Origin of the sequence: Halalkalibaculum roseum, assembly GCF_011059145.1 — a bacterium.
In the GTDB taxonomy this organism is placed as follows: domain Bacteria; phylum Bacteroidota; class Rhodothermia; order Balneolales; family Balneolaceae; genus Halalkalibaculum; species Halalkalibaculum roseum.
The window spans coordinates 239,523-264,334 of the sequence record NZ_JAALLT010000002.1 but is presented as its reverse complement, the minus strand read 5'-3'; the positions used below and the strand labels follow the sequence as shown (position 1 = coordinate 264,334).

At 45.2% G+C, this 24,812-nt stretch carries 23 protein-coding genes; 18 read left to right on the top strand and 5 right to left on the bottom strand.

Going from position 1 to position 24,812, the window contains the following annotated elements; translation table 11 throughout:
• Positions 1-132 precede the first annotated feature (132 nt).
• The 3 genes from G3570_RS05265 to G3570_RS05255 all read left to right on the top strand — a co-directional run bounded on the left by G3570_RS05265 (position 133) and on the right by G3570_RS05255 (position 2,309).
• Positions 133-429 carry an HU family DNA-binding protein gene (locus tag G3570_RS05265; protein ID WP_165140026.1) on the top strand — a complete coding sequence of 99 codons (297 nt, stop codon included), beginning with the start codon at positions 133-135 and terminating at the stop codon, positions 427-429.
• Complete coding sequence (locus G3570_RS05260; RefSeq protein WP_165140024.1) at positions 419-1,906, top strand: HU family DNA-binding protein; 1,488 nt, start codon at positions 419-421, stop codon at positions 1,904-1,906. Before G3570_RS05265 ends, G3570_RS05260 begins: the two co-directional genes overlap by 11 nt.
• 82 nt (positions 1,907-1,988) lie before the next feature.
• Positions 1,989-2,309, top strand: a complete 321-nt coding sequence (locus G3570_RS05255) for a Dabb family protein (protein WP_165140022.1) — start codon at positions 1,989-1,991, stop codon at positions 2,307-2,309.
• 88 nt (positions 2,310-2,397) lie between these two features.
• Here the strand turns inward: G3570_RS05255 and G3570_RS05250 are convergent, their stop codons facing one another.
• Positions 2,398-3,198, bottom strand: a complete 801-nt coding sequence (locus tag G3570_RS05250) for a gamma-glutamyl-gamma-aminobutyrate hydrolase family protein (RefSeq protein WP_165140020.1) — start codon at positions 3,196-3,198, stop codon at positions 2,398-2,400.
• 21 nt (positions 3,199-3,219) lie between these two features.
• Entirely contained in the window at positions 3,220-4,224 is a 1,005-nt protein-coding gene (locus tag G3570_RS05245; protein ID WP_165140018.1) for an amidoligase family protein, read from the bottom strand.
• Positions 4,225-4,522: 298 nt separating this feature from the next.
• Between G3570_RS05245 and G3570_RS05240 the strand changes: the two genes are divergently transcribed.
• From G3570_RS05240 to G3570_RS05210, 7 genes are all read left to right on the top strand, one after another.
• Entirely contained in the window at positions 4,523-4,723 is a 201-nt protein-coding gene (locus tag G3570_RS05240; RefSeq protein WP_165140016.1) for a hypothetical protein, read from the top strand.
• 11 nt (positions 4,724-4,734) lie between these two features.
• Positions 4,735-5,016 carry a Smr/MutS family protein gene (locus G3570_RS05235; RefSeq protein ID WP_165140014.1) on the top strand — a complete coding sequence of 94 codons (282 nt, stop codon included), beginning with the start codon at positions 4,735-4,737 and terminating at the stop codon, positions 5,014-5,016.
• Between the two features lie 90 nt (positions 5,017-5,106).
• Entirely contained in the window at positions 5,107-6,951 is a 1,845-nt protein-coding gene (locus G3570_RS05230; RefSeq protein WP_165140012.1) for a MutS family DNA mismatch repair protein, read from the top strand.
• 140 nt (positions 6,952-7,091) lie between these two features.
• The gene (locus G3570_RS05225; protein ID WP_165140010.1) at positions 7,092-7,760 is read left to right on the top strand and encodes an SGNH/GDSL hydrolase family protein; all 669 of its coding nucleotides are present in this window, start codon (positions 7,092-7,094) and stop codon (positions 7,758-7,760) included.
• A 7-nt stretch (positions 7,761-7,767) separates the two neighbouring features.
• Positions 7,768-8,721 carry a threonine/serine dehydratase gene (locus tag G3570_RS05220; RefSeq protein ID WP_165140008.1) on the top strand — a complete coding sequence of 318 codons (954 nt, stop codon included), beginning with the start codon at positions 7,768-7,770 and terminating at the stop codon, positions 8,719-8,721.
• Between the two features lie 101 nt (positions 8,722-8,822).
• Positions 8,823-10,283, top strand: a complete 1,461-nt coding sequence (locus G3570_RS05215; RefSeq protein WP_165140006.1) for a diadenylate cyclase — start codon at positions 8,823-8,825, stop codon at positions 10,281-10,283.
• A 57-nt stretch (positions 10,284-10,340) separates the two neighbouring features.
• Positions 10,341-11,027 carry an SIMPL domain-containing protein gene (locus G3570_RS05210; RefSeq protein ID WP_165140004.1) on the top strand — a complete coding sequence of 229 codons (687 nt, stop codon included), beginning with the start codon at positions 10,341-10,343 and terminating at the stop codon, positions 11,025-11,027.
• A 155-nt stretch (positions 11,028-11,182) separates the two neighbouring features.
• On the opposite strand, the gene G3570_RS05205 is transcribed toward G3570_RS05210, so the two are convergent.
• Positions 11,183-12,109: a PIG-L family deacetylase gene (locus G3570_RS05205; RefSeq protein WP_165140002.1), complete on the bottom strand. Its 927-nt coding sequence runs from the start codon at positions 12,107-12,109 to the stop codon at positions 11,183-11,185.
• A gap of 202 nt (positions 12,110-12,311) precedes the next feature.
• The gene (locus tag G3570_RS05200; protein WP_165140000.1) at positions 12,312-12,944 is read right to left on the bottom strand and encodes an arylesterase; all 633 of its coding nucleotides are present in this window, start codon (positions 12,942-12,944) and stop codon (positions 12,312-12,314) included.
• A gap of 130 nt (positions 12,945-13,074) precedes the next feature.
• Between G3570_RS05200 and G3570_RS05195 the strand changes: the two genes are divergently transcribed.
• The 8 genes from G3570_RS05195 (at position 13,075) to G3570_RS05160 (ending at position 21,097) form a co-directional block, all read left to right on the top strand.
• Positions 13,075-13,806, top strand: a complete 732-nt coding sequence (locus tag G3570_RS05195; RefSeq protein WP_165139998.1) for an ABC transporter ATP-binding protein — start codon at positions 13,075-13,077, stop codon at positions 13,804-13,806.
• An 85-nt stretch (positions 13,807-13,891) separates the two neighbouring features.
• A complete protein-coding gene (locus G3570_RS05190) occupies positions 13,892-16,444 on the top strand; it encodes an ABC transporter permease (protein ID WP_165139996.1) in 2,553 nt (850 codons plus the stop codon).
• Between the two features lie 80 nt (positions 16,445-16,524).
• Positions 16,525-17,214 (top strand): YiaD family glycine zipper/OmpA-like lipoprotein, encoded by a 690-nt coding sequence (locus G3570_RS05185; protein ID WP_165139994.1) that lies wholly within the window; start codon positions 16,525-16,527, stop codon positions 17,212-17,214.
• Positions 17,215-17,271: 57 nt separating this feature from the next.
• Positions 17,272-17,553, top strand: coding sequence for a hypothetical protein (locus tag G3570_RS05180; protein WP_165139992.1), 282 nt, complete (start codon positions 17,272-17,274; stop codon positions 17,551-17,553).
• 69 nt (positions 17,554-17,622) lie between these two features.
• The gene (corA, locus tag G3570_RS05175) at positions 17,623-18,747 is read left to right on the top strand and encodes a magnesium/cobalt transporter CorA (RefSeq protein ID WP_165139990.1); all 1,125 of its coding nucleotides are present in this window, start codon (positions 17,623-17,625) and stop codon (positions 18,745-18,747) included.
• A gap of 58 nt (positions 18,748-18,805) precedes the next feature.
• Positions 18,806-19,705 (top strand): universal stress protein, encoded by a 900-nt coding sequence (locus G3570_RS05170; protein ID WP_165139988.1) that lies wholly within the window; start codon positions 18,806-18,808, stop codon positions 19,703-19,705.
• On the top strand, positions 19,689-20,678 hold the full coding sequence (locus tag G3570_RS05165; RefSeq protein ID WP_165139986.1) for an endonuclease/exonuclease/phosphatase family protein: 990 nt from the start codon (positions 19,689-19,691) through the stop codon (positions 20,676-20,678). The genes G3570_RS05170 and G3570_RS05165 overlap by 17 nt, the downstream gene beginning before the upstream one ends.
• A gap of 260 nt (positions 20,679-20,938) precedes the next feature.
• Positions 20,939-21,097: a hypothetical protein gene (locus G3570_RS05160; protein ID WP_165139984.1), complete on the top strand. Its 159-nt coding sequence runs from the start codon at positions 20,939-20,941 to the stop codon at positions 21,095-21,097.
• Between the two features lie 13 nt (positions 21,098-21,110).
• On the opposite strand, the gene G3570_RS05155 is transcribed toward G3570_RS05160, so the two are convergent.
• A complete protein-coding gene (locus G3570_RS05155) occupies positions 21,111-24,710 on the bottom strand; it encodes a VCBS repeat-containing protein (RefSeq protein ID WP_165139982.1) in 3,600 nt (1,199 codons plus the stop codon).
• Between the last annotated feature and the right edge of the window lie 102 nt (positions 24,711-24,812).

Here is a 24,812-nt window from a genome sequence, read left to right as displayed (position 1 = left end):
TAATATTACGACTCTTAGCTGTAAAGTTATTTGACGTCTTCTGCACCTCTAGGATGCTAAGATATTCTTTAAATCTTTCTCATATTTTTATTAAATAGTAGCAGGGTTTCAAAGCAAAATATTTAGGTATTTATGAACACGGATGATCTGGTTGACAGGCTTACAGAAAATTGGGATTTAAGCCGGGAGGAGTGCCGAGAGATGCTCGATACCATAGTACAAAACATGTGTGACAATCTCGCGCAGGGAAACGACTTTACCATACCGGAGCTGGGAACCTTCGGAACACATACCCGTGAAAAACATAAATCCTATAATCCGCACTACGAGAAATATTTGATGCTTCCGCCTAAGCGCGTAGTTGATTTTGATGCCGCCAAAAATCTAGAAGATTACCTAAAGTACCTGGGGATAGAAGATGAATCATAAAATCACCTTCCAGGAACTCGTAGAAGCGATTGCAGAACAGTCAGGCAAGTCCAAACAATTTACGCATGACTTCATCAAGGATTTCGCCTCTCTTATTAAAGAGGGATTGGAAGAAAATGGCTCTGCCAATGTAGCGGGACTCGGTACTTTCAAGCTAAAGAAGATGGATGAACGGGAAGGTTATAATCCTGAAACAGAAGAAAAGATAACCATCCCCGCCCACAACAAAGTTGATTTCACTCCTTATAAGGACCTAAGCGAGCTGGTTAATGCACCTTATGCTCATATGGAGCCTGAAATTCTTGAGGAGGAAGTTCAAAGCTTCCAGGCGCAGGAAGAGATTGAAGAGGAAACAAGGGAAGAACCTGAAGAAAGTGAAAGTGAAACAGGCGCCGCCGAAAGTGATGAATCTTCAGAGAAAAAGAAGGCACCCTGGGAAGAAGACATAGAATCAGAAATTGAAGTCGACGAGAATGATCCTTTTGGGCTCGATGCAAGACATCCAAAGGGACCGGTAGTACCTCCGGGCAATGAAGAGGCCGGTGATGAAGGTCAGGAAGAAAGTTCTGAGGAGGAAGATGTTGTAGCATTCAGCAAGGAAAATGCTCCCGGTTCTGAAAGCGAGGAACCCGAAAGTTCCGATGAAACTGAGGGACAGGACGAAGTTCCACCTGATACTTCCGGAGCCGGTTCTAAAAAAGTTACCGCTAAACCACGATTTCGCGACCGTTCTCATCGGCGAAAAGGTAACGGAGGCACGTTCTGGGTAATTGCCGCTGCGTTTATCATCCTTTTGCTCGCTATAGGAGCCTGGTATCTTTTAGGTACCCAGCAGCAAGCGACACCACAGTCTGCCGTTTCTGAAACTTCTCAAGTTCAAAATGAGAGTCAATCGCAGGACCAACAACAAGCACAAACTCAGGCACCGCAGCAGGAACAGAAAGAAAATAACGAAGAAGGAGCGGAATCCGGACAGCAGCAAGCAGCTGATGAGCAAGAAGACCGACCAGAATCAGCAGCCGATGCCAGTCAGGCAAATGGTACCGGCCGACAGGCAACGGGACAAGACAATCAGGCTACTGATGTTGATCCGGATGCCACACCGCCGATTGAAACAGTTACAGTTGCAGCGGGACAGACGCTTTGGGGCCTGGCAGACAATGCCTATGAAAATCCCTATCTTTGGCCGTGGATTTATGACACCAATCAGCCGGAAATTGAAGACCCTGACCTGATCTATGCCGGACAATTGCTGAATATCCCTCAAAGACGGGGTCAGAACGATCAGCTTAGCGAAAATGATTCATTGCAGGTTGCGTTGGGATATGTTGAAACTTATCTCTGGTATAAAGAGAATAACCTTGAGAACGCCCGGTTTTATCTTTATGCCGCTAAAAAGTACCATAAACGGGTATTTGAGTACACCGATGCCACTTTTGATGAAGATGACTTGCAGTTTGCTAATCGTGCTCAGTAAAAGTAATTTGCATTAACGCCACTCTTTCATCAGATTTACATAAAATTTCAAACAGTCATACAAATTTCAGTAGGAGAATAATATGATCCGTCATGTTGTAATGTGGAAACTCAAGGATGAAGCTGAAGGAGCCTCAAAGGAAAAGAATGCCGAAAAAATGAAGCTTATCCTGGAGGGTCTCAAGGTTAATATCGATGAAATTAAAAGCGTTGAGGTTGGCATTAACATAACGGATGACGATGATGAAGCCGGTTCAGCCTTCGACGTCGTACTCATCTCCGACTTTGAAACTGAGCTGGACTACACCATGTACACACGGAACGCTCATCACAAAAAAGCCATCGAGTTTATTAACTCTGTGATCAAAGAAAGGCACTTTGTCGACTACAAGATGGATATCTAGAAACAAACACTCTGTGTACCTCTTTCGTCCTCTGTGAAACTCTGTGCAACAACCGGCAGTACACATCAAAGGCAAATAACCCGGATAATTATTTCCCAATCCCTTGCTTTGCACTCTTTACCAGTGCTTTAAACAGTGCGCGCTGCCGGGGGATCTGGGGCATATATTCCGGATGCCACTGCACACCAATTAGAAATTCATGCTGCGGGTTTTCTATGGCTTGTGCAATGCCCGTGGCCTCCCTGGCCACAACCTCTAGCGAATCACCGATGCGGTCCACCGCCTGGTGATGAAGAGCATTGACCCAAAGACCGGTGGTTTTAAGTACCCCTTCAAGCCTGCTTCCGTTTTTGATCTCCACCTTTTTCTCAGGCCAGATGGTGTTAACTTTGGGGATCTCCCGGTAAAAAGTATCGATATCCTGGTGCAGATTGCCCCCGAAGTGAACATTTATCAACTGTGCCCCACGGCAGATTCCCAATATCGGTATCCCCTTTTTCAAGGCATATTCAAGGAGTTCAACCTCAATTTCATCTCTGGCTTCATCCAGAGTGGGTGATTTGGTTGAAAACAGCTTTCTTATCAGGAAGAGAATAGGGAAAATCAGAAATGATATGATTCTAAAAAACCATTGACGGCTGCCCCTTGGTTTAGGCCGGTTCTTACCGGGCAGATCATCCAGTAAGGATTGTCCGTAGCGCTCGGGGTTGATATCCGCCCCGCCTCCCAGGATTAACGCATCCAGTTCAATACCTCTCTGAGGATTGGACGGAGTAATTCTAACAGCCTTTCCACCCTGCAGCCAAACAGCCAGACGGGTAAACAGCCAGGCAGAAGTCCCCCCTTTATCGGGACCCGTTACTGCAATTTTCGGTTTCCTCTTGCTCATAATTATAGCTCTCTGAATAGTTTAACTGGTGACTTCCAGATCCAGCAGAATGCTTATTGTCTCTGCCCACTCTTTCTTAAAAGATACCAGGGTTTTGCTACGCCGTACCAGGTAGAGCCTGCTCAGCTTATTCAGCATATCTTTGTCCGCGGCAAGTTTCTCAACCTCACACCAGTCATTCCATTCGCCCGAAAATTTCCAATCCGGTTCATCGATCCTGCTGTTGGGCAGTCGATAGTGAAATGTAGGCCTGGGGTTATTTTTCTCCCCTCCCAAGACCTTGGAAATTCGCTCCTGATCCAACAGACCAAATATCGGCATCATATCCAGCGGACGATTTCGAGTGTCATTGAATATAAGATAATCATCTATGAGGGTCTCCAGGTCAGGCTTGTAATCCGGTTCCAGTATCTTATTCACATAGGCATCAGGGAAAGAATCTACAAAAGGAGAAATTCGACGCGTGATATCAATGTTTAATTTTTCAAGTAGCCACGGGTAGAGTAACATGAAGGATCTTAGGTATGCAAGTAAGGTCTCTGCCTTCAGATCAGGACTTTCAATGTTGAGATGCATCCCAAAGGCATGGATAATTGAGGTTTTGGTACCTTCTGCTTTGTTCTTCTGCAATTGAACCTGAAGTTTCTCCAGTCGGTCCATGTCATTCAATTCTACAGGAGGCATGACGATCTCTATAGGTATCACACTCTTTGCCATAGTATCCAGTGCATCTTCTAAAGAATCGGTGAATTTACCGGTATCAATATCCAGACCGATATTTTCCAGAAAGTTTTTAGATGCCATTTTCTGCAGGATTCTGGCATCGAGCTCTACCCTGAACTCCCCTAATTCAGTATCAATGATTCGGTACTCATACCTGTTGTCTTCAATGATTTCACCACCATATGCCTCCTGAATAATCTCTGCCGTGCGGGTGATCTCGAGTCCAGCAAATTCAAGCTCAAAGCCCACGGTACGCTTTTCGCCTTCTTCATTCTCAGTGCGTGGCGGTAAATTAATTGACATATAATTATTTTAATCCGGTTAATGGAACCGGGATTTTTTGTTCTTATTAAATTGAGCGTTGTTGCTTTTACAAAAACAAACCAAGTACAATGAGCCTCCTTTGGGCCAGTGAATACTAAAATCACATATAAGAGTGCAAAAACCATTCCTGATAGCTTGAATATATCGAATCCTCAGTCTTGGTGATAGATTATAAGCTAAAGCCTCTATATCTTTAAATGGTTTGGCTCCTGCCCGGTGAAACAAATGGCATTGACAAACGTACTCATATACAAACTTAAATCAAACGAAAGCAGCTATGGCAAACGGACAAGGATCTGCAGGTAACGTAATCTCAGCATTAGCCAGTTTTTTTATTCCGGGCCTCGGCCAACTATTACAAGGACGGCTTTTCATGGCAATCACGCAGTTTGTATTGGCTGGAGCTTTATGGATGATATTGATGGGCTGGATCATTCACCTTTGGTCAATTCTTGACGCCGCAATGTTCAAGCCATAACCGTTACACTTTTGGATACAAAACAAGAAGAGCTTCCGGAATTGCCCATCGACGGCACACTGGATCTTCACACCTTTCGACCTGATGAGCTGGGAAGCCTGATTCCAGAGTACATCGAAGCCTGCCTGAACAAGGGCATTCACCGGATACGAATCATTCACGGTAAAGGGAAAGGCAACCTTAGACGATCTGTACATGCTCTGCTGGAACGAAATGAGGCTGTGCAAAGCTATTCACTTGCCAATGATCAGAGTGGATGGGGTGCAACGCTTGTTGACCTGAAAAAAGATTAGATTCCCTTCTAACATCTTTTAAGCAATTCTCCCTTTCATTGCCTATCCTTTCCCGTTCACATTATTTTAAAAAGCTTTCAATAAAAAGAAATGGTACCTGATTCAAAATCAACACTTCAGAGAGCTATTCGCAGTCTGATTGATAAAGCAGAAAAAAAAATCTCCACCCTTGAGCAGTGGGATAAGCGGCTCTCCATGATCAGACTTCTTCTCTTTATTGGAGGAATTGCACTTTTATTCCTCGTAGCACAATACCAGAATAGCCTTCTCTTCTATATCATTTTGACCCTCTTCGTTGCCTCTTTTATCGCCATAGCATCCTATCACCGGAGAATATCCGACTCAAAAAAAAGGTTCCGGCTCTTAAAAAAGATAAAAGAGGAGCACCTGGCACGGATGCAGCTGGATTGGGATAGGATTCCGGATGCCACAGAGGCACACCTCAGTAGTCCGGCAGGCCACCCCTATTCCGAAGACTTCAATATAACCGGCAACCACTCCCTCATACAACTTATAGACACGGCAATCTATCCCGGAGGAACGGGGCGACTAAAGCAGTGGCTTCTCAAGGAAGAACCCCAGCTTAGTAAGATTTCAGAGCGCCAAAAACTGGCAAAAGAGCTGAAGCCTATGATTGAGTTCAGGGATAAGCTTCGAATAAACGCCGAAGAGACAAAATCACAGGCAACCCCTGATGACTGGACTATGGAGCAGCTGCTTGTATGGCTGGACAAACCCTCCGATACCAGGTACGGTCTTGCAATGACCATACTTACCGCACTCTCACTGATAAATATCACGCTGGGAATCTTATTCCTGGTAGGTGTGCTAAAACCTTACGTCATTTTTACCTTTGTACTCTATTTGGTTGTATACAACTTTAACAGTCATAAAGTAGACGGGCTTTTTGAGGCAGCTTACCAGATGGATAAGCTGCTGAGTCGGTTCAGCTCTATCCTTCTCTACCTGGAAAATTACCCCTTCAAAGAGTCATCAGCACTAAAAGCGTTTCTACATAGCTTTCAGGATTCAGAATCAAAACCTTCCCGTTTCCTGAGTAAGGTTGCCCGGCTATCCGCAGCGGCATCTTCCCAAAAGAATGATATACTGTGGTTCCTGCTCAATGCCACCGTACCGTGGGATCTCTACTTCTCGTATAAACTGGATAAGTACAAGGTCGAGCTCAAACCCAAGCTTTCTGCCTGGCTTGACAAATTTTATGACCTTGAAGCTCTCTGTTCGCTTTCTCATTTCGCCTGGCTGAATCCCCACTACCGGTTCGAACAGCCGGTGCAAACCGGAAGTCCCGCCGAAGCTTTTAAAGCGGAAGCCCTTGGACATCCCCTGATTCCTGAAGGCCAGAAAGTGACCAACGATCTTGCCATTGATGATGTAGGTAATTTAATCTTATTGACAGGTTCCAACATGGCTGGTAAGAGTACTTTCTTGAGGACCGTCGGCATCAACCTTTGTCTCTGTTTTGCGGGCGGACCGGTTAATGCAGATTCCTTCAAAACAATCCCCTTCCGCCTGTTTTCAAGCATCAACGTTAAGGATTCACTTGATCGCGGACTTTCCCATTTTTATGCCGAGGTAAAACGCCTGCGCAAACTGCTGGATGAGCTCGGGTCAGATCATACCTATCCACTCTTCTTTTTCGTAGATGAGATCTATCGCGGCACCAACAATCGCGAACGATTCAGAGGAAGTACCGCCTTTTTAAAGCAGGTAGCCGGTAGAAACGGTATAGGTATGGTTACTACCCATGACCTGGAGCTGGCTCAACTGGAAGAAGAGATACCCCAACTGAGCAACTGGCACTTTGAAGAAACCATTGAAGGCGGTAAGATGAGCTTTGAATACAAGCTGAAACCCGGACCTTGCCCTACCACTAACGCCCTTAAAATCATGCAGATGGAAGGTCTGCCGGTGTGAGGGGCCGCAGATTAGAACAGATAATAATTTGCAGAGATTAGTGTTCCATTAAGTCGAGGGCATTTTTTTATTTCTGAATGAAGTTAGTATTATTTGCGCATTGTTAATAAACCTAGTGATTTACCTCAGAAAGTATTTCCATGAAGAAATTCCTGATTTTCATCTTTCTCTTATTTGCCTCTTTTTCTCTGCAGGCACAAGATTCAACACTTTCTTACCTGGCCTTGGGCGACTCCTACACCATTGGTGAGAGTGTTTCAACGGCCGAAAGATGGCCAGTACAACTAGCTCAAGAGTTAAGGCAGCAGGGCCTTACTATCAAAGACCCAACTATTATTGCAAAAACCGGCTGGACTACCGACGAGCTTAAGAATGCCATAGCCGAATCCGAACTTGATCCGCCCTATGATCTGGTGACCTTGCTCATTGGAGTAAATGACCAGTATCGCGGTTATGACATCAATGACTATCCGGATAAATTTCTTTACCTGCTCGACAGATCCATCTCTCTGGCTGGAAATAACCCCGACAATGTTTTAGTGCTATCTATCCCCGATTACGGAGTTACGCCCTTTGCCAGTGAAAAGAATCCTCCAAAAATATCCCGCGAAATCGAAGCCTACAACGCCATAAGCAAAAAGATCTCTGATAGCCTGGGAGTAGCCTACGTTGACATTACGCCTATATCCCGGAATGCGGAACAGGATTCTACCCTGCTTGCCGAAGACGGCCTCCACCCCTCCGGGAAAATGTACAGTCAATGGATAGAGGAAACCTTGCCATTGGTCTTGCCCATTCTTAAGCAATGAGTCATTCATGAAATTATCTAGACAGATAACCGATGCCCATCGAAGAATAAAGGATAATATCCTCAACACCCCGCTTCTTCATTCCGGATGGTTGAGTGACCTATGCAACGGGCAGGTATATCTTAAGATGGAAAGCGAGCAGTATACCGGCTCGTTCAAGGCACGGGGAAGCCTCAATAAGCTGTTATGGATCCGCGAAAACAACCTGCAGCAGATGCCTGTAACAGCATCCACAGGTAACCACGGGCTCGGATTTGCAAGAGCGCTGGATTTACTGGGGATGAAAGGAAAGGTATTTCTTCCTAACGGTGCGGACACCTCCAAGGTCGAAGCAATACGGTCATACGGAGCAGATCTTGAATTTTATGGAGATGACCCCTACACCACAGAAATTCATACCCGTAAGACGGCAAAGGAGAACAACTGGATTTACGTTTCGCCCTACAACGATGAGCAAATCATTGCGGGACAGGGTACCATCGGCATAGAAATTCTGGAAAAAATCGAAGAACCCCATAATATACTAGCTACAGTGGGTGGCGGTGGCTTGATTTCAGGTATCGGTACTATTGTGAAAGAGAGAAGTCCGAAGACCAGGATTGTCGGTTGTCAACCGGAGAACTCCCCGGAAATGTCTGTCTCGGTTAAAGCCGATGAATACAAAGAGATTGAAGGCAAACCAACGCTTTCAGACGGCTCAGCAGGCGGATTTGAAAAAGATGCTATTACCTTTGATTTATGCAAAGAGCTGGTTGATGATTTCACCCTGGTATCTGAAGAACAGATCAAAGAGGGTATTCGTCTCATGATTAAAAAGCATCATAAGCTTGTGGAAGGCTCCGCAGCCGTGGCCGTAGCCTCTCTATTTCAAGATCCTGAACGATATGCCGACCAGACTACTGTGATTGTGGTGTGCGGTGCCAACATCTCTCTGGAGACACTGAAAGAGGTGCTTCATTAAAGCCCCAATATGACCGGAATGTATTAGGTGTTTCCGTTTGAGCTGTTATATTTCTTTCTGATGAAATGTATGATGCTATTTTCTGAATTAAGAGTGACTCAATGATCCGGAACAGTATAGATATTCTGCAGGATTTTCTGATTAATGTCAGGATAGCTGATGTTGTTGATGTAGCCCTTATCTCTGTTTTCCTATACCTGATACTGAACTGGCTGCGCCAGAGTGCCTCGCGCCAGTCAATTATAGGTATTGTTTCGCTATTTGCCTTGTATGTGATGGCAAGGTTTTCTGAAATGTACCTGACCGAGCTTCTCATTGAAGGTCTCTTTGCTGTCATTCTTATCGGTATAGTAGTGGTGTTTCAGTCAGACATCAGACGGCTTTTCGAAAGAATTGGCAACTGGAGTATTTTTTGGAAGAACAGCCATGCCCCCTTCGACAATAGAACTACCAATATCATTACTGAAGCAGTGGCCAAGATGGCTGAGAATAAAACGGGGGCCCTTCTGGTACTAAAGGGAAAGGAGAATATCGATCGGCATATTCATGGCGGTATTCCTTTAGAGGGCAAAATCTCCATCCCCCTGTTGCACAGCATCTTTAATCCAAAAGCGCCCGGACACGATGGTGCGGTCATTTTGGAGGGGGAGCGAATTATTCGTTTTGGGGCCCACCTGCCCTTATCAACGAAACTGGAAAAACTGAGCGGTGGCGGCACCCGGCATGCGGCTGCATTAGGACTGGCTGAACAATGCGATGCCCTGGTAGTGGTAGTCTCTGAAGAGAGAGGTTCCATTAGTATAGCTAGAGATGGGACCTTGCAACGTCTGGAATCCGTAAATCAGTTAAAGGGTATTTTGAATGAATTCTGGGAAACCCGTTATGAAACCAAAGAATCGCCCTTGACAAGTTGGTGGCAGAGCCGAGATCTACGAACCGCAGCCGCATCAGTGATTCTGGCCGTCATTTTCTGGTTCGCATTTGCCTACCAGTCCGAAACAGTGTACAGAACCTTTTCCGTACCTATTGAATATCGCAATCTGCAATCTAGTAATTTAGTGTTACAGGATTCCATCCCTCTGGAAGCCAGGCTTACGCTCTCAGGTTCTGACCAGGCATTCCGGCTTTTTGACCAGTCGCAGCTCGTAGTCTCTTTTAATCTCACTAACTATTCACGCGGTGAGGAGCTGGTCATTACGGAAAGCAATGTAAACCTACCGTCTGACTTAAGCTTATATGAGGTGAGTCCAAGATCGCTTAAAGTCAGAGCCCAAAGATTAAAAGAGTACACCATTCCTATCGAGATCCCTACTCGGGGAACACTTCCCGGTAGGCTCTCGCTGATTTCAATTAAGCCGGAGAGAGATTCCATGAATGTTTTTGCAGTTGATTCAACACGTCAAGTGCCCCGCAGTCTCCTTACAGAGCCGGTTGATCTTAGCAGTATAGAAGCTTCTACTGAATTGCCAAGAAATCTGGTGATACCCGAAAACATTCGGCTTCCAGATACTACTTCCAGGCAAATTGGCGTTGCCATAAAAGTAAAAGCAAAAGAGAACTGATTTACCAGGTGCCCGTTACCTGATTGATAATAACATTTTTAATAAATACCACTAGTTATGAGATCCTACTGGCTGCTTCTCGTTTTATTTTTGATACCTTTCACTCTTAAGGCACAAGACCGGGGAGTCATCACAATATCCTCGGAAGGATCCGTCGAATTGCCCGCTGATATTATTCAGTTCACTGTTAATTTGAATGCAGAGGGGGATTCACCGCAAAAAGCCTATAATCTGCATAAAGAGAGGGAAAAAGTACTTGTTCAACTGCTGGATAAGTACGCTGTTGAAGAAGAGGATATTAATTTTGAACCGGTTTCCGTTTCAAAGACTAACCTTGGTCGCCCATATACCAAGGAAGAAAGTGTATATCAAACCAGGCAGATGGTTAGCCTGAGGCTCTCTGATTTTGATGTTTACGAGAAGATACAAATCTCTTTGATTGAACAGGATTTCGATAACTTCAGCGGTAATTTTTTATCAACTAAAGCCGGAGAGGGCAAGGACACCGCTTTGCAACGAGCTATTCGTGCGGCTAAAGAAAAAGCCGCTATAATTGCACAAGAGGCAGGCATAAAGATTGGACGCATTGTGGGTATTGATTATTCACACCGGCAAATCGGTCCGGTTTACGCACGGTCTCAGGAGATGCTATCGGTGCAATCTTCAGACAGTCAGCTGATGAAATATGACCAGGTAGTGACGGTTACAGCCAATATTACTATCAAATTTCAAATAATTCGGTAGGTATAATTCTTTCAGCCGTCCCTCCGGGACTTTAAAAACTTACAAACATAACACCCACCGATAAATCGGTGGGCTATGTTGGGTGAGTCGGAGATATCCGACTTTTCCAATTCCTATCAGGGTAGATCAGCTGAATCCGTGGCATTCGTGTTCCATCATTCCTCCTCTTGCAGGTTATTCGGATTGGTGTACATCGGGGCACTCCTCACCGCATCGAAAAACCTTCTAGTCTTGGCCACACCCTCTTCATCATTGAGCGCATAGTACCAGTACTGCTCAAAATTACCCACGTCCATGAACTGCTGCATGGTACCCTGCGATTTATGCTCTGCGATTACCCAGTTGGCAATAATGTTATAATCCAATTGGTCATTGTGACCAAATGTCTGGGTGCGATCAAACTCGAAAGGCGGAATCTCCCGGTTGATTTTAGTCAGGGGATATCCCTCAAGCATCGAATAGGAAGTAGAATCGGAATCACTTCGGAGAATGGTCGTTGATAGAACAATCGGTCGTTCTTCCGGATCCAATTGATTCACGGCTCGTAATGCAAAGAGTGCAGATGCCTTGTGATGAGCGTGGGTATCCTCCGATGGCATCATCGTGAAGACAAAATCATATTTCTGCTGCTTGAGGATATTCACAAGTCTGTTGCTGATCCATTCGGTATTCCAGGTTTCGAGAGGAATGGTAATATCCAGGGCATATTCTTTATCTACCTGGTCAAAGAAGAAATAATTTCTGAGTCCTACAATTTCACCGCCTGCCATCACCTCTTTTTTTCGAATGCCGGGCAGATACTCTCTTCCTACCTCCTCTTTATCAAGCTGTTTGCCATAGATAAAATTACCAATAGTCGAATAGGTATACCCTCCTTCGCCGTTAGTCATAACTGCGAGATCTACATCACCATTCAACAAATGCGTCGTCTTAAAAACGGTTGCCGAAAAGAGTGCATCATCGTCGGGATGGGCTGTCACCAAAAGTATTTTCGGCTCGTAATCTAAATCCTGGGCATCAGTACTAAATGTGATAGGTAAGAGAATACAAAACAGGCAGAGAAAGGATTTAAATGAATTCATAGCTATGGTCTTGAGACATTGACATTGCGGTTAACCTGAACATCTTTTGGCTATCAATCTTTACGATAGCCTGCCAGCATATCAAGGGTAAGTAATTTCACATAAAAAGATAAGTGAAATATGTTTGTTATAAATCGGCTTTTATACGATTAGACTAATAGTTTAAACAAAGCCTTTAAATCCCTTTCACTTATTTTTGTAATCAGGCACGCAAACCCCTAAGTATGGGCTTGAGAGTATCCCAAACCGTCTCCGCTATAATCTCATGACCCTTAGCTGTGGGGTGAATGCCGTCTGCCTGGTTCAACTCAGGATTGCCTCCGACCTCTTCCAACAAGAAAGGAATGAGGGTGACATTCTTTTCTTCAGCAATTTCCGGATACATCTCCCTGAATTCGGTGGTATAATCAGGTCCCAGGTTAGGAGGAACCTGCATTCCGGTGAGAATAATTTTGGCTTCCGGCTTCTTATCCCTCACTTTTTCGATAATCGAAATAAGATTCTGTTTCGTAGATTCAAGATCTATTCCCCTCAATCCGTCATTTCCGCCCAGTTCCAACACAAAAATGCTGAAATCCTGTCTTAGCATCCAATCGACGCGTCGAAGGCCTCCAGCGGACGTTTCCCCGCTCAATCCGGCATTTACTGCTTCAAAATTCCAGCCAAGTGAGTCAATTTTTTCCTGAACAAGCGCAGGAAAAGCCTGTTCTTCTTCCAACCCGTACCCGGCTGTTATACTGTCACCGAAGAAAAGAATCTTCTTTGGGTTGTTTTGCCCGTACACTATTCCGGTGAATAGCAGGAAGCCTATGAACAGATAAGTAATTTTTTTCATCAATTTCCTAATGTATTTTAACAATCTACTGTTGCTGTTTCTATTATTATTGGCGTAACGCAATACGTAAAGGAATGATTCGTATGTCCTTACATGTTAAACCGCTTAAGTTTCAACTTAAAATAACTACATGCAATCGAAATCTATTTTAGAAGTTACCAATCTCACGCAACAGTTCAGAAGCGGTGAAAAAATGCTCACCGTTCTTGACCACGTTGATTTTTCCGTTGAAGAAGGTACCATCTGTTCAATTGTAGGACCTTCAGGCAGCGGAAAAACAACCCTACTCGGTCTTTGTGCCGGACTCGATCGCCCCTCCCACGGTCAGGTTCAGCTAAACGGGATTAATATAGGAGATCTTACCGAAGATGAACGTGCTGCTGTAAGAAACGAACACGTCGGCTTTGTATTTCAAACATTTCAACTTGTTCCCACACTCACGGCCATAGAAAACGTCATGGTTCCGCTCGAATTGCGTGGTGAGGGAACCGACGAAGTCAAAGAATATGCAACTGAACTCCTCAATAATGTCGGGTTGGGCGACCGTTTGCATCACTATCCCACCCAGCTATCAGGCGGTGAACAGCAGCGAGTTGCCATTGCAAGGGCATTTATCAACAAACCGAAAATACTCTTCGCTGATGAGCCTACAGGTAATCTTGATGCCGAAACAGGTTCAACCATTGAAGACCTGATTTTTGATTTGAATCGGGCAAATGGAACTACTTTGATACTGGTGACTCATGATTTAGAGCTTGCCAACAAGTGCCAGCGCATCATACGGCTCAAAAACGGCAAGATATTCAAGGATGAATGGGTCGAAGAAAATTCACATCTGGAACAGGTAGACGAATTACGATAAGGACGCACCGGGATTGATAATAAAAGGGTTATTGATAGCCTCATTAAGCCGGTCACCTAAAGCAAAACATTACTAGAAGAATTATATGTCATCATTTTGGTCAACATGGACGTGGAAAATGGCCTGGCGGGATGCCCGGTCAAACAAGAAACGTCTGTTCATTTATATTTCGGCAATCATTATCGGTGTTGCAGCGCAGGTTGCGATTACCTCTTTTCGTGACAGCTTAAACAATACGATAAACAACCAATCAAAAGAGCTTCTGGGTGCTGACCTCGAAGTAGAGGTAGAAAATCAACCCTTCCCTGATGAAGTGGAAGCCTATTTTGATTCACTGGGCGGCGAAGAAGCTTACATGGTTGAATTTCCCTCCATGGTGCTCTTCCCAAAAACCGGCAATACCCGTCTATCTAATATTCGGGCTCTGAAAGGAGGTTTTCCTTTTTACGGTGAACTGGTAACTATACCTGCCGGAGCAGCAGAGACCTTTAAAAACAGCGATCAGGCCCTGGTTGATAATACACTGATGACTCAATTTGGAATCCAGCCCGGTGATTCCATTAAAGTAGGTACCCGAACCTTTGCCATAGCGGGAGCAGTCACCAAGGTGCCCGGTGAAGCCGCAGCTGCTTCAATGGTCGGACCGCGCGTGTTCATTCCCTATGATATGCTGGAAGCAACCAACCTGGTGCAGCGCGGCAGTCGCATTGAGTACAAACGGTACTTCCGATTCGATCAGGAACGTGACATGGAAGCTATTGAGGCTCAGGTGGATTCCCTGCAAGAGGCTCTCTCCCTAGACCTTGATACAGAAACCGTGGCGGAGCGAAGAGAGGAAATAGGCGAAGCAGTTGGTAATCTAGGCAAATTTTTGAACCTCGTAGGGTTTATTGCCCTGCTCCTGGGTGGCATCGGTGTAGCAAGCTCAATTCACGTCTACATCAAACAGAAAATTAATACTGCTGCCATTTTACGTTGTTTCGGAGCCTCCTCGGATCAGACGCTCAGTATTTTTCTCATTCAATCAGTGGTTCTTGGGTTTGGAGGCGCATTAGTCGGTACCTTGCTGGGAATTGGTATTCAGTTTATACTTCCGGGTATCTTCAGTGAATTCCTGCCGGTTTCGGTTGAACTGACAGTCTCCTGGCTGGCAATCGGACTCGGCCTGTTCACCGGTACCGGCGTGGCACTGGTATTCGCTCTAATGCCCCTGCTGGCACTTAAGAAGGCTTCTCCTTTATACACACTGAGAACCATGGAGGAGGCACTAACAAAGCTGCTCAGCAAAAAAACAAAGGCTATCATCTATTTCCTGATTGCGGCAACAGTTGCCGGATATGCTACACTGCTTACCGAAGATTGGCGGGCAGGACTACTATTTACAGTAGGTATGGCAATTGCTTTCGGTCTGCTGCTGTTAGTAGCAAAAGCGCTTATCATACTGATACAGAAGTTCTTTCCTTCACACTGGACCTACGTCTGGCGCCAGGGACTTGCAAATTTATACCGTCCGAATAACCAAACGTCCACCCTCATGCTTTCCCTCGGTCTGGGCATGTTGCTAGTCAGTACTCTTTACTTCAGCCAGGATATGCTCATGGAGCAGCTGAATTTTGCGACCCGGGATGACGCACCGAATTTAATCATGTTTGATATTCAGTCTGACCAAAACGAGGGTGTCAATCAAATACTGAGAGAGAATGATGCTCCTATCCTCCAGAATGTACCGGTAGTCACTATGAACCTGCAATCTATCAATGGTATTGGTGTTGACTCCATCGACAGAGACACCTCGCGTAATGTACGGGGATGGGCACTGAGAAGAGATTACCGGTCCACCTACCGCGATTCTATCATTGATTCCGAAACGCTGGTTCAGGGAGAGTTTATCGGTCAGGCCGATCCTTCAGAGGGCCCTGTACCGGTTTCCCCTGCCGAAGAGATTGCCGAGGATTTGGATGTCTCATTAGGCGACACACTGACATTCGATGTTCAGGGAGTTCCCATTGAAACCTATGTTAGCAGTACCAGGGAGGTCGACTTTCAACGAGTACAGCCCAACTTCTTTATGCTTTTCCCTACCGGAGTACTTGAGAATGCCCCGCAATTTTTTGTAACGGTAACAAGAGTACCTAATCGAGAAGCTTCTGCCCGGGTACAGCAGGCCGTTGTACAGGAATATCCCAATGTTTCGGCCATTGACGTGAGCCTGATCCTCGAAACCATCAACCAGTTTATTGATAAAATTTCCTTTGCCATACAGTTTATGGCCTTATTCAGCATTATCACCGGCCTCATTGTACTTGCCAGTTCAGTGGCTACGAGCCGGTTCCAAAGAGTTAAAGAGAGCGTGCTGCTCCGGACACTAGGCGCCAGCAAAAGTCAGATCATCAAGATTATTTCCATCGAATATCTATTTCTTGGGATACTCTCAGCCCTAACCGGACTGATCCTTTCGGTGGCCTCTACCTGGCTGCTCGGCTATTTCTACTTTGACCTGACCTTTGTACCGAATCTCTGGGTAATCGGTCTGGGTACTCTGGTGGTTACATTGCTGACCATTGTCATCGGAATGCTGAACAGCCGCAGCATATACAAAAAAACACCGTTGGAAGTACTGCGTGTCGAAACAAATTAGGTGTTTCTTTAGTTAGTTTGTGTTGAGTAGAGAAGAAAAGTTCTTATTATGCAGTTGAATTCTAAACACAGACCAATTTTATGAAACTATCTAAACATGCCTTGATTGTAACGCTATGCCTAAGCCTTATGGCTTTGAGTGTCACCAGTTGCCAGAACTGGAGTAAAACCGCCAAAGGCGGAACCATTGGAGCCGGAGCGGGAGCACTGGCAGGCGCTGTAATCGGTAAGGCAGCCGGTAACACCGTAAACGGAGCTATTATCGGTGCTGCCATCGGAGGAGCCGCAGGAGCTGCTATCGGAAACTATATGGACCGCCAGGCTCGGGAACTGAGAGAAGATCTTAAAAATGCTAAGATTGAGCGTGTCGGTGAGGGTATAAAAATTACCTTCGACTCGGGTATACTATTTGATGTCAATTCGTATGCGTTAAGGGATCAGTCACGTGAGAATATTGCTCAACTGGCTGAAACTCTTAAAAAGTACGATGATACCAATATCCTGTTTGCCGGACATACCGACAACACCGGTACCGAAGAGTACAACCAGCAGCTTTCTGAAAAGCGAGCCAAATCAGTAGCAGAATATGCCGCTTTTCTCGATGTAGATCCCGAACGAATGACAATCATCGGCTATGGTGAGGAACAGCCTATCGCCACCAACAATACTGTTGAAGGTCGGCAGCAAAATCGCAGAGTCGAAATTGCGATCTATGCCAATGAAGAACTCAAACGTGCCGCCAGAAACGGGGAGCTGGGAGAGGTAAACTAGGTTTATATACACCACGTAGATACACTAAGATACACGGAGTACTCAAAAGAACCATTGATGTTATCCCGGACCCCGATCCGGGATGACATCCTTTTTGATTTTATATATCGCTCCGTGTCGCTATTGTGGTCAACACGGTCTGCCAAATATCATAAGCTAAGAATGAATCTGAAGCAGAAAACCTATTACATCTCTTTTGTTATACTTCTGCTTTGTGTACTGGCCACTGCATTAATTTACCTGTATACGGGCCAGCTGATCATCGCTATTCTCTTTGCACCTCCTATCATACACTGGATCCTGAAACGAAAAGAACGGGAACGGTCTGAAGAGGGTTGAAATATTCTTGGAAAAGCCTTTCCCCTTCCACATATTTGGATAACCACTCATTGTTCATGAAAAGCGAATATGGCTAAGAAAAGAAAGTTTTCCAGAAGATTACCGAAAATACGCGGAAGGAGATCACATCAGTCAAAAAAAGCGGGCTCGGCCCCCGGTACCCTGCATCACGTTGGTGAAAAACGTGTCGAGGAAGTATCAATCACTATCCATGATTATTCGGAAGATCATATCGAGAGTATTGAGATTACCGAAATCGAAGAGTGCAGGCCGTACCTGGAGAATCCCTCTAAAACCTGGATCAGCGTTAAAGGGCTCCACGATATTGAAAAACTGCAATCCATTTGGGCCTATTTTAACCTGCATCCTCTTGTTCAGGAAGATATTCTCAACACTTCTCAACGTCCAAAGGTGGAAGAGTATGAGGATAATATCTTCTTTGTACTTCGTATGATGCACTACACCAAGGAGGAACCGGTCATCCTGGAATCGGAACAAATCAGCATTGTATTAGGACAAAACTACGTCCTGTCATTTCAGGAGAGCGATATGCCTCATTTTTCACCGGTACTGGAACGTTTGAAAGTGGTTGGAACCCGTCTGCGCCGTTTCGGTCCCGACTACCTAACCTATGCGATCATCGATAACATTGTGGACTACTATTTTGGTGTGCTCAATGAGCTTGGAGATCGTCTGGAAGAAACCGAGGAGATACTGATTGATGACCCCGGACAGGACACCTTGCACCACATTCATGGCTTACGAAGGGAAGCGATTTTCTTTAGAAAGAGCGTTTGGCCTCTGCGTGATGTTATAAATTCAGTGATTCGGGATGATACCAAGTTTGTAGATGAGAGCATCAAGGTATACCTGCGAGATGTCTATGACCATATGGTTCAGATTATTGACAACGTCGATAATTACCGGGATATGATTTTGGGCATGCACGACATGTATATGTCGCAGGTAAGCAATAAAATGAACGAGGTGATGAAGGTACTTACCATCATTGCTACCATCTTTATCCCCATCACCTTTATTGCCGGCGTGTATGGGATGAATTTCGATCCGCAAGCCAGTCCATACAACATGCCTGAGTTAAGCTGGTACTGGGGCTACCCCGCGGCATGGGCTAGCATGATTATTGTTGCCATTATTATGGTCATTTATTTTAAAAGAAAAGATTGGCTTTAGGTTTATTATTGACTCCGCTTGGTTATATTTCAATAAATTCTGAATAAGTCTGAGAGATATGAAAGAGATAAATATTCTGGTCCCCCTCGATTTTTCTGATGTCAGCGTTAACGCGTTGCACTCCGCCGAAACCGTAGCCAAACTCTACAACGGACGTATCACTCCGTTTCACTCATATATGCCGGTGAATGAGCTTAACACACCCTATTCATTCGATATCTCCTCTACACCTATGGAGGACTATGAACAAATCGAAGAGGCACTTACCAACCGTCTGAAGGAAATGTCAGCCGCAGAGATTGACGAAAAATATCTCAGTGAACCGCTTGTCTCTATGGGTAACCCGGCACAATCGATAATCGATCAGGCCAAAGATTTTAATATGATCGTCATGAATACCCATGGGCGGACCGGATTTTCCCGTTTCTTTCTGGGATCTGTTTCTGAAAAAGTGCTACGTATGGCCCATATTCCTGTTTTGATCGTAAACAAAGAACGTGAGCTTACCAGCTTTGATAGCATACTGCTTACAACTGATTTTTCCGAACATTCCAAACAGGCCTTTCCCATCGCAAAGGAGATCGCAGAAAAAGCGGGCTCAAAGCTGGAGCTGCTGCACATTTTAAGTGTGGAAGACGATGACTTCGATAAACCGGATGAATCGGTAATATCCCTAAGGCAGCAGCGTTTGAAGTTGCTGGCTAAAGAGGAGTTTCACGAAATCGGCGATCAGGTTGAGACCAATGTAATCGCCTCATCCGACACGCCACACGAAGCTATTTATAATTACAACCTAAACAATCCACACGATCTGATCATCATGTCAACCGTCGGCAGAACAGGCATCGATTATCTTATGGTGGGCAGCACCACTGCAAATGTGGTCCGTCACGTGAATTGTGCGGTACTAAGCATTAATCCAAAGAGCAAAATCGAAGATCTTGAAGACCTTTTTTGAGACCTATTCATCAAAGCTAATACTGTTCACATTCATTGCCCTTTTAACCTCTTCCTGCCTCAGTGACTCTGTAACGGAACCTGAACCGCCGGAAGAGAATGGACCGGACTATCCCTCTCCTACGGAATCCGAAGCGCCTGATGGCATCCTGGAGACCGTAACATGGAATCTTGAGCGATATGGAGATGATCTCTACGGCAGCGAGGCAGGAATACAACGAACAAAAAATATTTTACGAATTGCCGATTCCTTGAAAGCCGATCTTTACGGTTTGCAGGAAATTACCGGCCAGGCAGGACTCGATACCCTGAGTAAATACATGCCGGGATATCGCGGTTTCGTGGCCGATTATATCACCTACAATCAAAAACTTGGCTTTTTATATAATACCAACACCATTGACTCGCTCTCTTCGGGAGCAATTACTACCGGACAGGATGACTATGACTGGGCAGGACGTCTGCCGCTATACTTTTCTTTCAACTACAATTACAATGGTACGAGTACCCCTATCTATGCCATTGTCATTCACGCCAAGGCAAACACAGGCAACACACAAGAACTGGAGGAGGCCTATGAACGGCGTGTACGGGCTGCAGAGTCACTGTATACCTATTTGCAGAGTGAAAAACCCGACACCCGAATTATTCTACTGGGCGATTACAACGACGATGTGGATGTGAGTATCTACGATGACAGCTCTCCTTCCCCTTACGATGATTTTGTCATGGCTGAGAACAGCTTCCGGGCAGTAACTGAATCAATATCGGATGCGAATCAGTCTTCTTACATAGCAGGTGATTATTCTGATCTGATCGACCATATTATTATCAGCGACGAGCTGTTTAACAATTATACCGCTTCCAGTGAAGAGATCTATTTTGAAGCTGAGAATTTCATTGAAGACTATGTGAATACCACCTCCGACCATCTGCCCGTCTGGGCTAAGATTGATTTTACGGGTGCGAATTAAGATCAAGATTTAGCCGCGTACCAATCTATTTAAAACCTGATTATTCCAAGCGTGGACACTTGGAATAGCCTTCTACACTAATCTAAGATTTGGCTATTAATTAGGAGAGGTATGATATCGATATTCTCGAATCTCAAATCTAACGCGGATGTCCGGCCTCGAAGACCGGCCGACATTATATCCCATCGGGATAACCTATAGTAGCCCCGGACTTTCTCCGAAGGAGTGCCTTTGGCAAGTGTGGGGTAAACAGTGAAAATTTGGCAAAACCTGAGCCTGAGAATCTAATAGCAGCACAACAGTGCCGAAGGTTGGGCAATAAATTAGTTAATGGCTATCGTGCTTCATGCGCCCATGGCAAGCCGGTAGGTTCCAAGCGAGGACGCTTGGAACAGCTTATTGATATACTATTGTATTGAAAGAAAACAAACCCTATTCCATAACCACAGATCTCTTCTCTCCGGAATAATCTACAATCTCAACAGAATCCACCTCCGATGGTAGCGCCATAAACCTGCCCGAAGCTGATTGAAATGAGGAACCATAATAGGCTTCCTGCTTCATGCTAGCTCCATTTTCAAAATAGATTATCGCATAGGCGTCCATCGGCTCGAATGGAATGATTTCGGGTGACTCCTCAGCCCGGAAAACCTTCATGGGCCCACTGTTCTGACTGGCAAAAGCTAAATAACTTCCGTCTGCTCCCTGAACCTTAACCAGTGCTTTACCATCCCCGGGGATAAATATCCCGCTCTCCGCAATAGAAAGAGGTTCAAAATTTCCTGCTCCGTCTCCCTTCAGCAATAGACCATTCAAAGCATCGTATCCGCCTATTTGTACCTGCGCCCCGTAATCATTGCCGTTCAGCAACACATCCGGGTTACCGTCAGCATTAAAATCATCCACAATCATACCGAAAAGAGGCGCAAATTGCGCTTCCACCGGCAGCGCCCTAATAGCAAATTTCCCCTCACCCAGATTTTCAATGTAGGCACTCTCAAAATACTGAGCTCTTAAAATGACGGCATCCTTCAAATCCTCTTCCGTGAAAATATCATTGAGAGTAGAACGCCCGTAATTGGCATGTGATTGAAAGGGTGCATCCCTCCTTCTCAGCATTTCCAACACCTCATCCCTGGGATGAACCGGAAACTCCTTTTTCATACCCTCAGCATCGGGGATATAGGTTGTGGGCAGACCGGTAAAGAGTCCCTGTTCAGAAAAATCCTTACCGTAGATGCTAACCGGCTCTTCAGCACTGCCCTGGTATAGGGAATTCAATCCTAGGTTTCCAGCGATATAGTCGATGTCACCATCACGGTCAAAGTCTCCCCCGGCAAGGCTATTCCACCACCCGCTATGCTGCGAAATTCCTGATTCATCGGTAATGTCTACCAGTTTGCCCTCTCGATTTTTTAAAAATGTCAGCGGCATCCACTCCCCTGCCAAAATGAGATCGGTCCACCCGTCGTTGTCAAAGTCGGTCCACAATGCATCGCTGATCATACCGATCTCCCTAAGCGGTTCGGCAAAATCGGGGGTGACATCAGTAAACACGATCTCGCCAGATTCACTGTCGTTTCTCAGGAGGTAACTGGATGCCGGAAGCGGGTAAAAATTGGGAACCACCCTGCCGCCCACAAATAGATCGAGGTCACCGTCACGGTCAAAATCGGATGCCCGGACCGCCATTCCGCTCTCCGTAATATCAGGAAGAGCTTCCGGGCGATAGCTAAATCTTCCCTCCCCGTCATTTTCATAAAAACGATCCTGAAAATTGTCACTTCCCCTTCTGTTTTCCACACTCCCGCTAACGATATATAAGTCCAAATCTCCATCATTTTCCGCATCGAAGAGCAGCGTTCCTTCATCCTCCCGGGTTTTTCGTGTATCGCTCTCATCTGGGGGGAGTTCTCTTGTCGTGAATTCTCCGTTTTGATCCTGTAAAAAGAAGGTGCCCTGATTGTCATAGGAGCCGCCGGCAAAAAGATCTTGCGTACCGTTGTTATCAATATCCCCGACAGCAAGCGAGGGACCGTATTGGGAAAGCTTGTGAGGCATCAGCCGGTTATACATGAAGTCGTCATATTCCAGTTCCTCATGCTCATAGGTGATGTTTCGCTCATCAGATACCTCTCTGAACCAAGAGGGACTGCTGAACCCTGTAACCATATCCATTGAAATTGTTTCTCCATCCGTTGTGAGATCTGCCTCAAATTTTTGATTAACCTCAATATCCTTCCACACATAGTGTTCACCTGTACTGCGGGAAACCACCAGTGAATCTACTTTTGATACCGAACCCAAGCCAAAATGGGCCATATTTTCAACACTGGAGAGGTATCCCCGGTAAGGGGTATATTCATAAAACTGAGACTCCCTATCCCCGTAGTAGATCCGGACTTTGGCATCTAATGCTTTACTGTTTCTATTATTCCCTTTCAGCCTGACCTGCAGCCAGTTGCTGTTTTGTGGTGAATGTTCATTGAGTGTATTTTCGTACAGATAGGCATCCTGATTGATATTGTTAATTACAATCTCAAGATCACCGTCATTGTCCAGATCCGCCCATACCAGTCCGTTGGAATAGGTATCCTCATCCAGCCCCCACTCTATTGTTAGGTCATCAAAACGGAGATTTCCGTTGTTACGGTAGATATAATTGGGAATTTTAACTTCCGGGATAGAATCACTTAGCTGGGTATTAGTGACGATATTTCCGAGCCGATCTCTGTAGTTGACAAAGTCTTTATCCGTCTTATCCCCGGGAATTCCATTCGTCACTAAAAGATCCCGTAAACCATCGTTATCAAAATCAGCCAGTAGCGGGCCCCAACTCCAATCGGTCTCGGCAATTCCTGAGAGATAGGCAATTTCACTGAAAACGGGCGGTGCTACAGAGTCCCGGGTAACTTTTCTGGGTCCTCGATTTAGCTGCAGCGTATTCCTGGTATACTGCGGTTTGATTCTGCCGAAAGCATTACGCGCATAGTTGATGTAATTATTGGGATTGGTCATGGTCTTTTTCCTGAAATTGTTCTCAGGAAGCATGTCCAGCGTGACTACATCCGGCAGACCGTCATTATTGACATCTTGAATATCCGTCCCCATCGAAGAGAAACTGGTATGCTTGAAATAGGTATATGCCTCATCCCGGAAAGTGCCATCGCCATTGTTTATCCAAAGTATATCGTCTGAGGCAAAATCATTGGCTACATAGATGTCTTTCCAACCGTCTCCATTCAGGTCGGAAATATTTACTCCCAATCCGTAACCGTCTTTGGTAATTCCGGCCTCGTCTCCGACCTCAACATACATCGGACGTTTCTCATCTTCATTCCAGTCATTGCGGTAAAGCCGGTCCAGGTTGGGAGACTCCCGGCTTTCCTGATCAGCCCTGCTACCTCCTGTCGTTGCTTTCTGCCGTTGATCCGAAACCAGTAGGTAAAGGTCCAGATCCCCATCGTTATCATAATCAAAAAAAGCAGCCTGGGTAGAGTGGCTGTCATCATTCAAACCGTATTCCGAAGATTGTTCAATGAATTCCGGGATGCCATCTTCATTCATGCCCTGGTTGATATACAATTCATTTTCCCTTCTCTCTGCCTCATTCCACCGTCCGGCACAAACATAAATATCCTGCAAGCCATCACCGTTGATATCTACAACCGAGACCCCGGTGTACCATTTGTCACTTCCAGCCGTGCCTGATGGTTTTGTGACATCACTGAATTGAAGATCCCCCTCATTCAGGTAGAGTTTATTGCTGACCATATTCCCTGTGAAATAGAGATCCTGCAAACCGTCGTTATTGAAATCTGCTACGGCTACTCCGCCTCCATTGTAGAGATATTCATACACGAGTGGATTATTCGATTCATCCTCAGCTATGCTATTTTGAAAGATTATACCTGAATCTGAAGGGGGAATTCTTTTAAACATGGTGTCATCACTGCTGCAACCTGTTATTGCAAAAACGGTTAATATGATGATAAATAGAATGGCTTGAGCGTTACATCGGAGTGCTATCATTATAACATCGAATAGATTATAGAAAGTGAGCTTGATTCATCCCTTATGAATGGAAGTTAGAATATTTCATTGTGACCTTGAAATATATATCACTGTAAACCA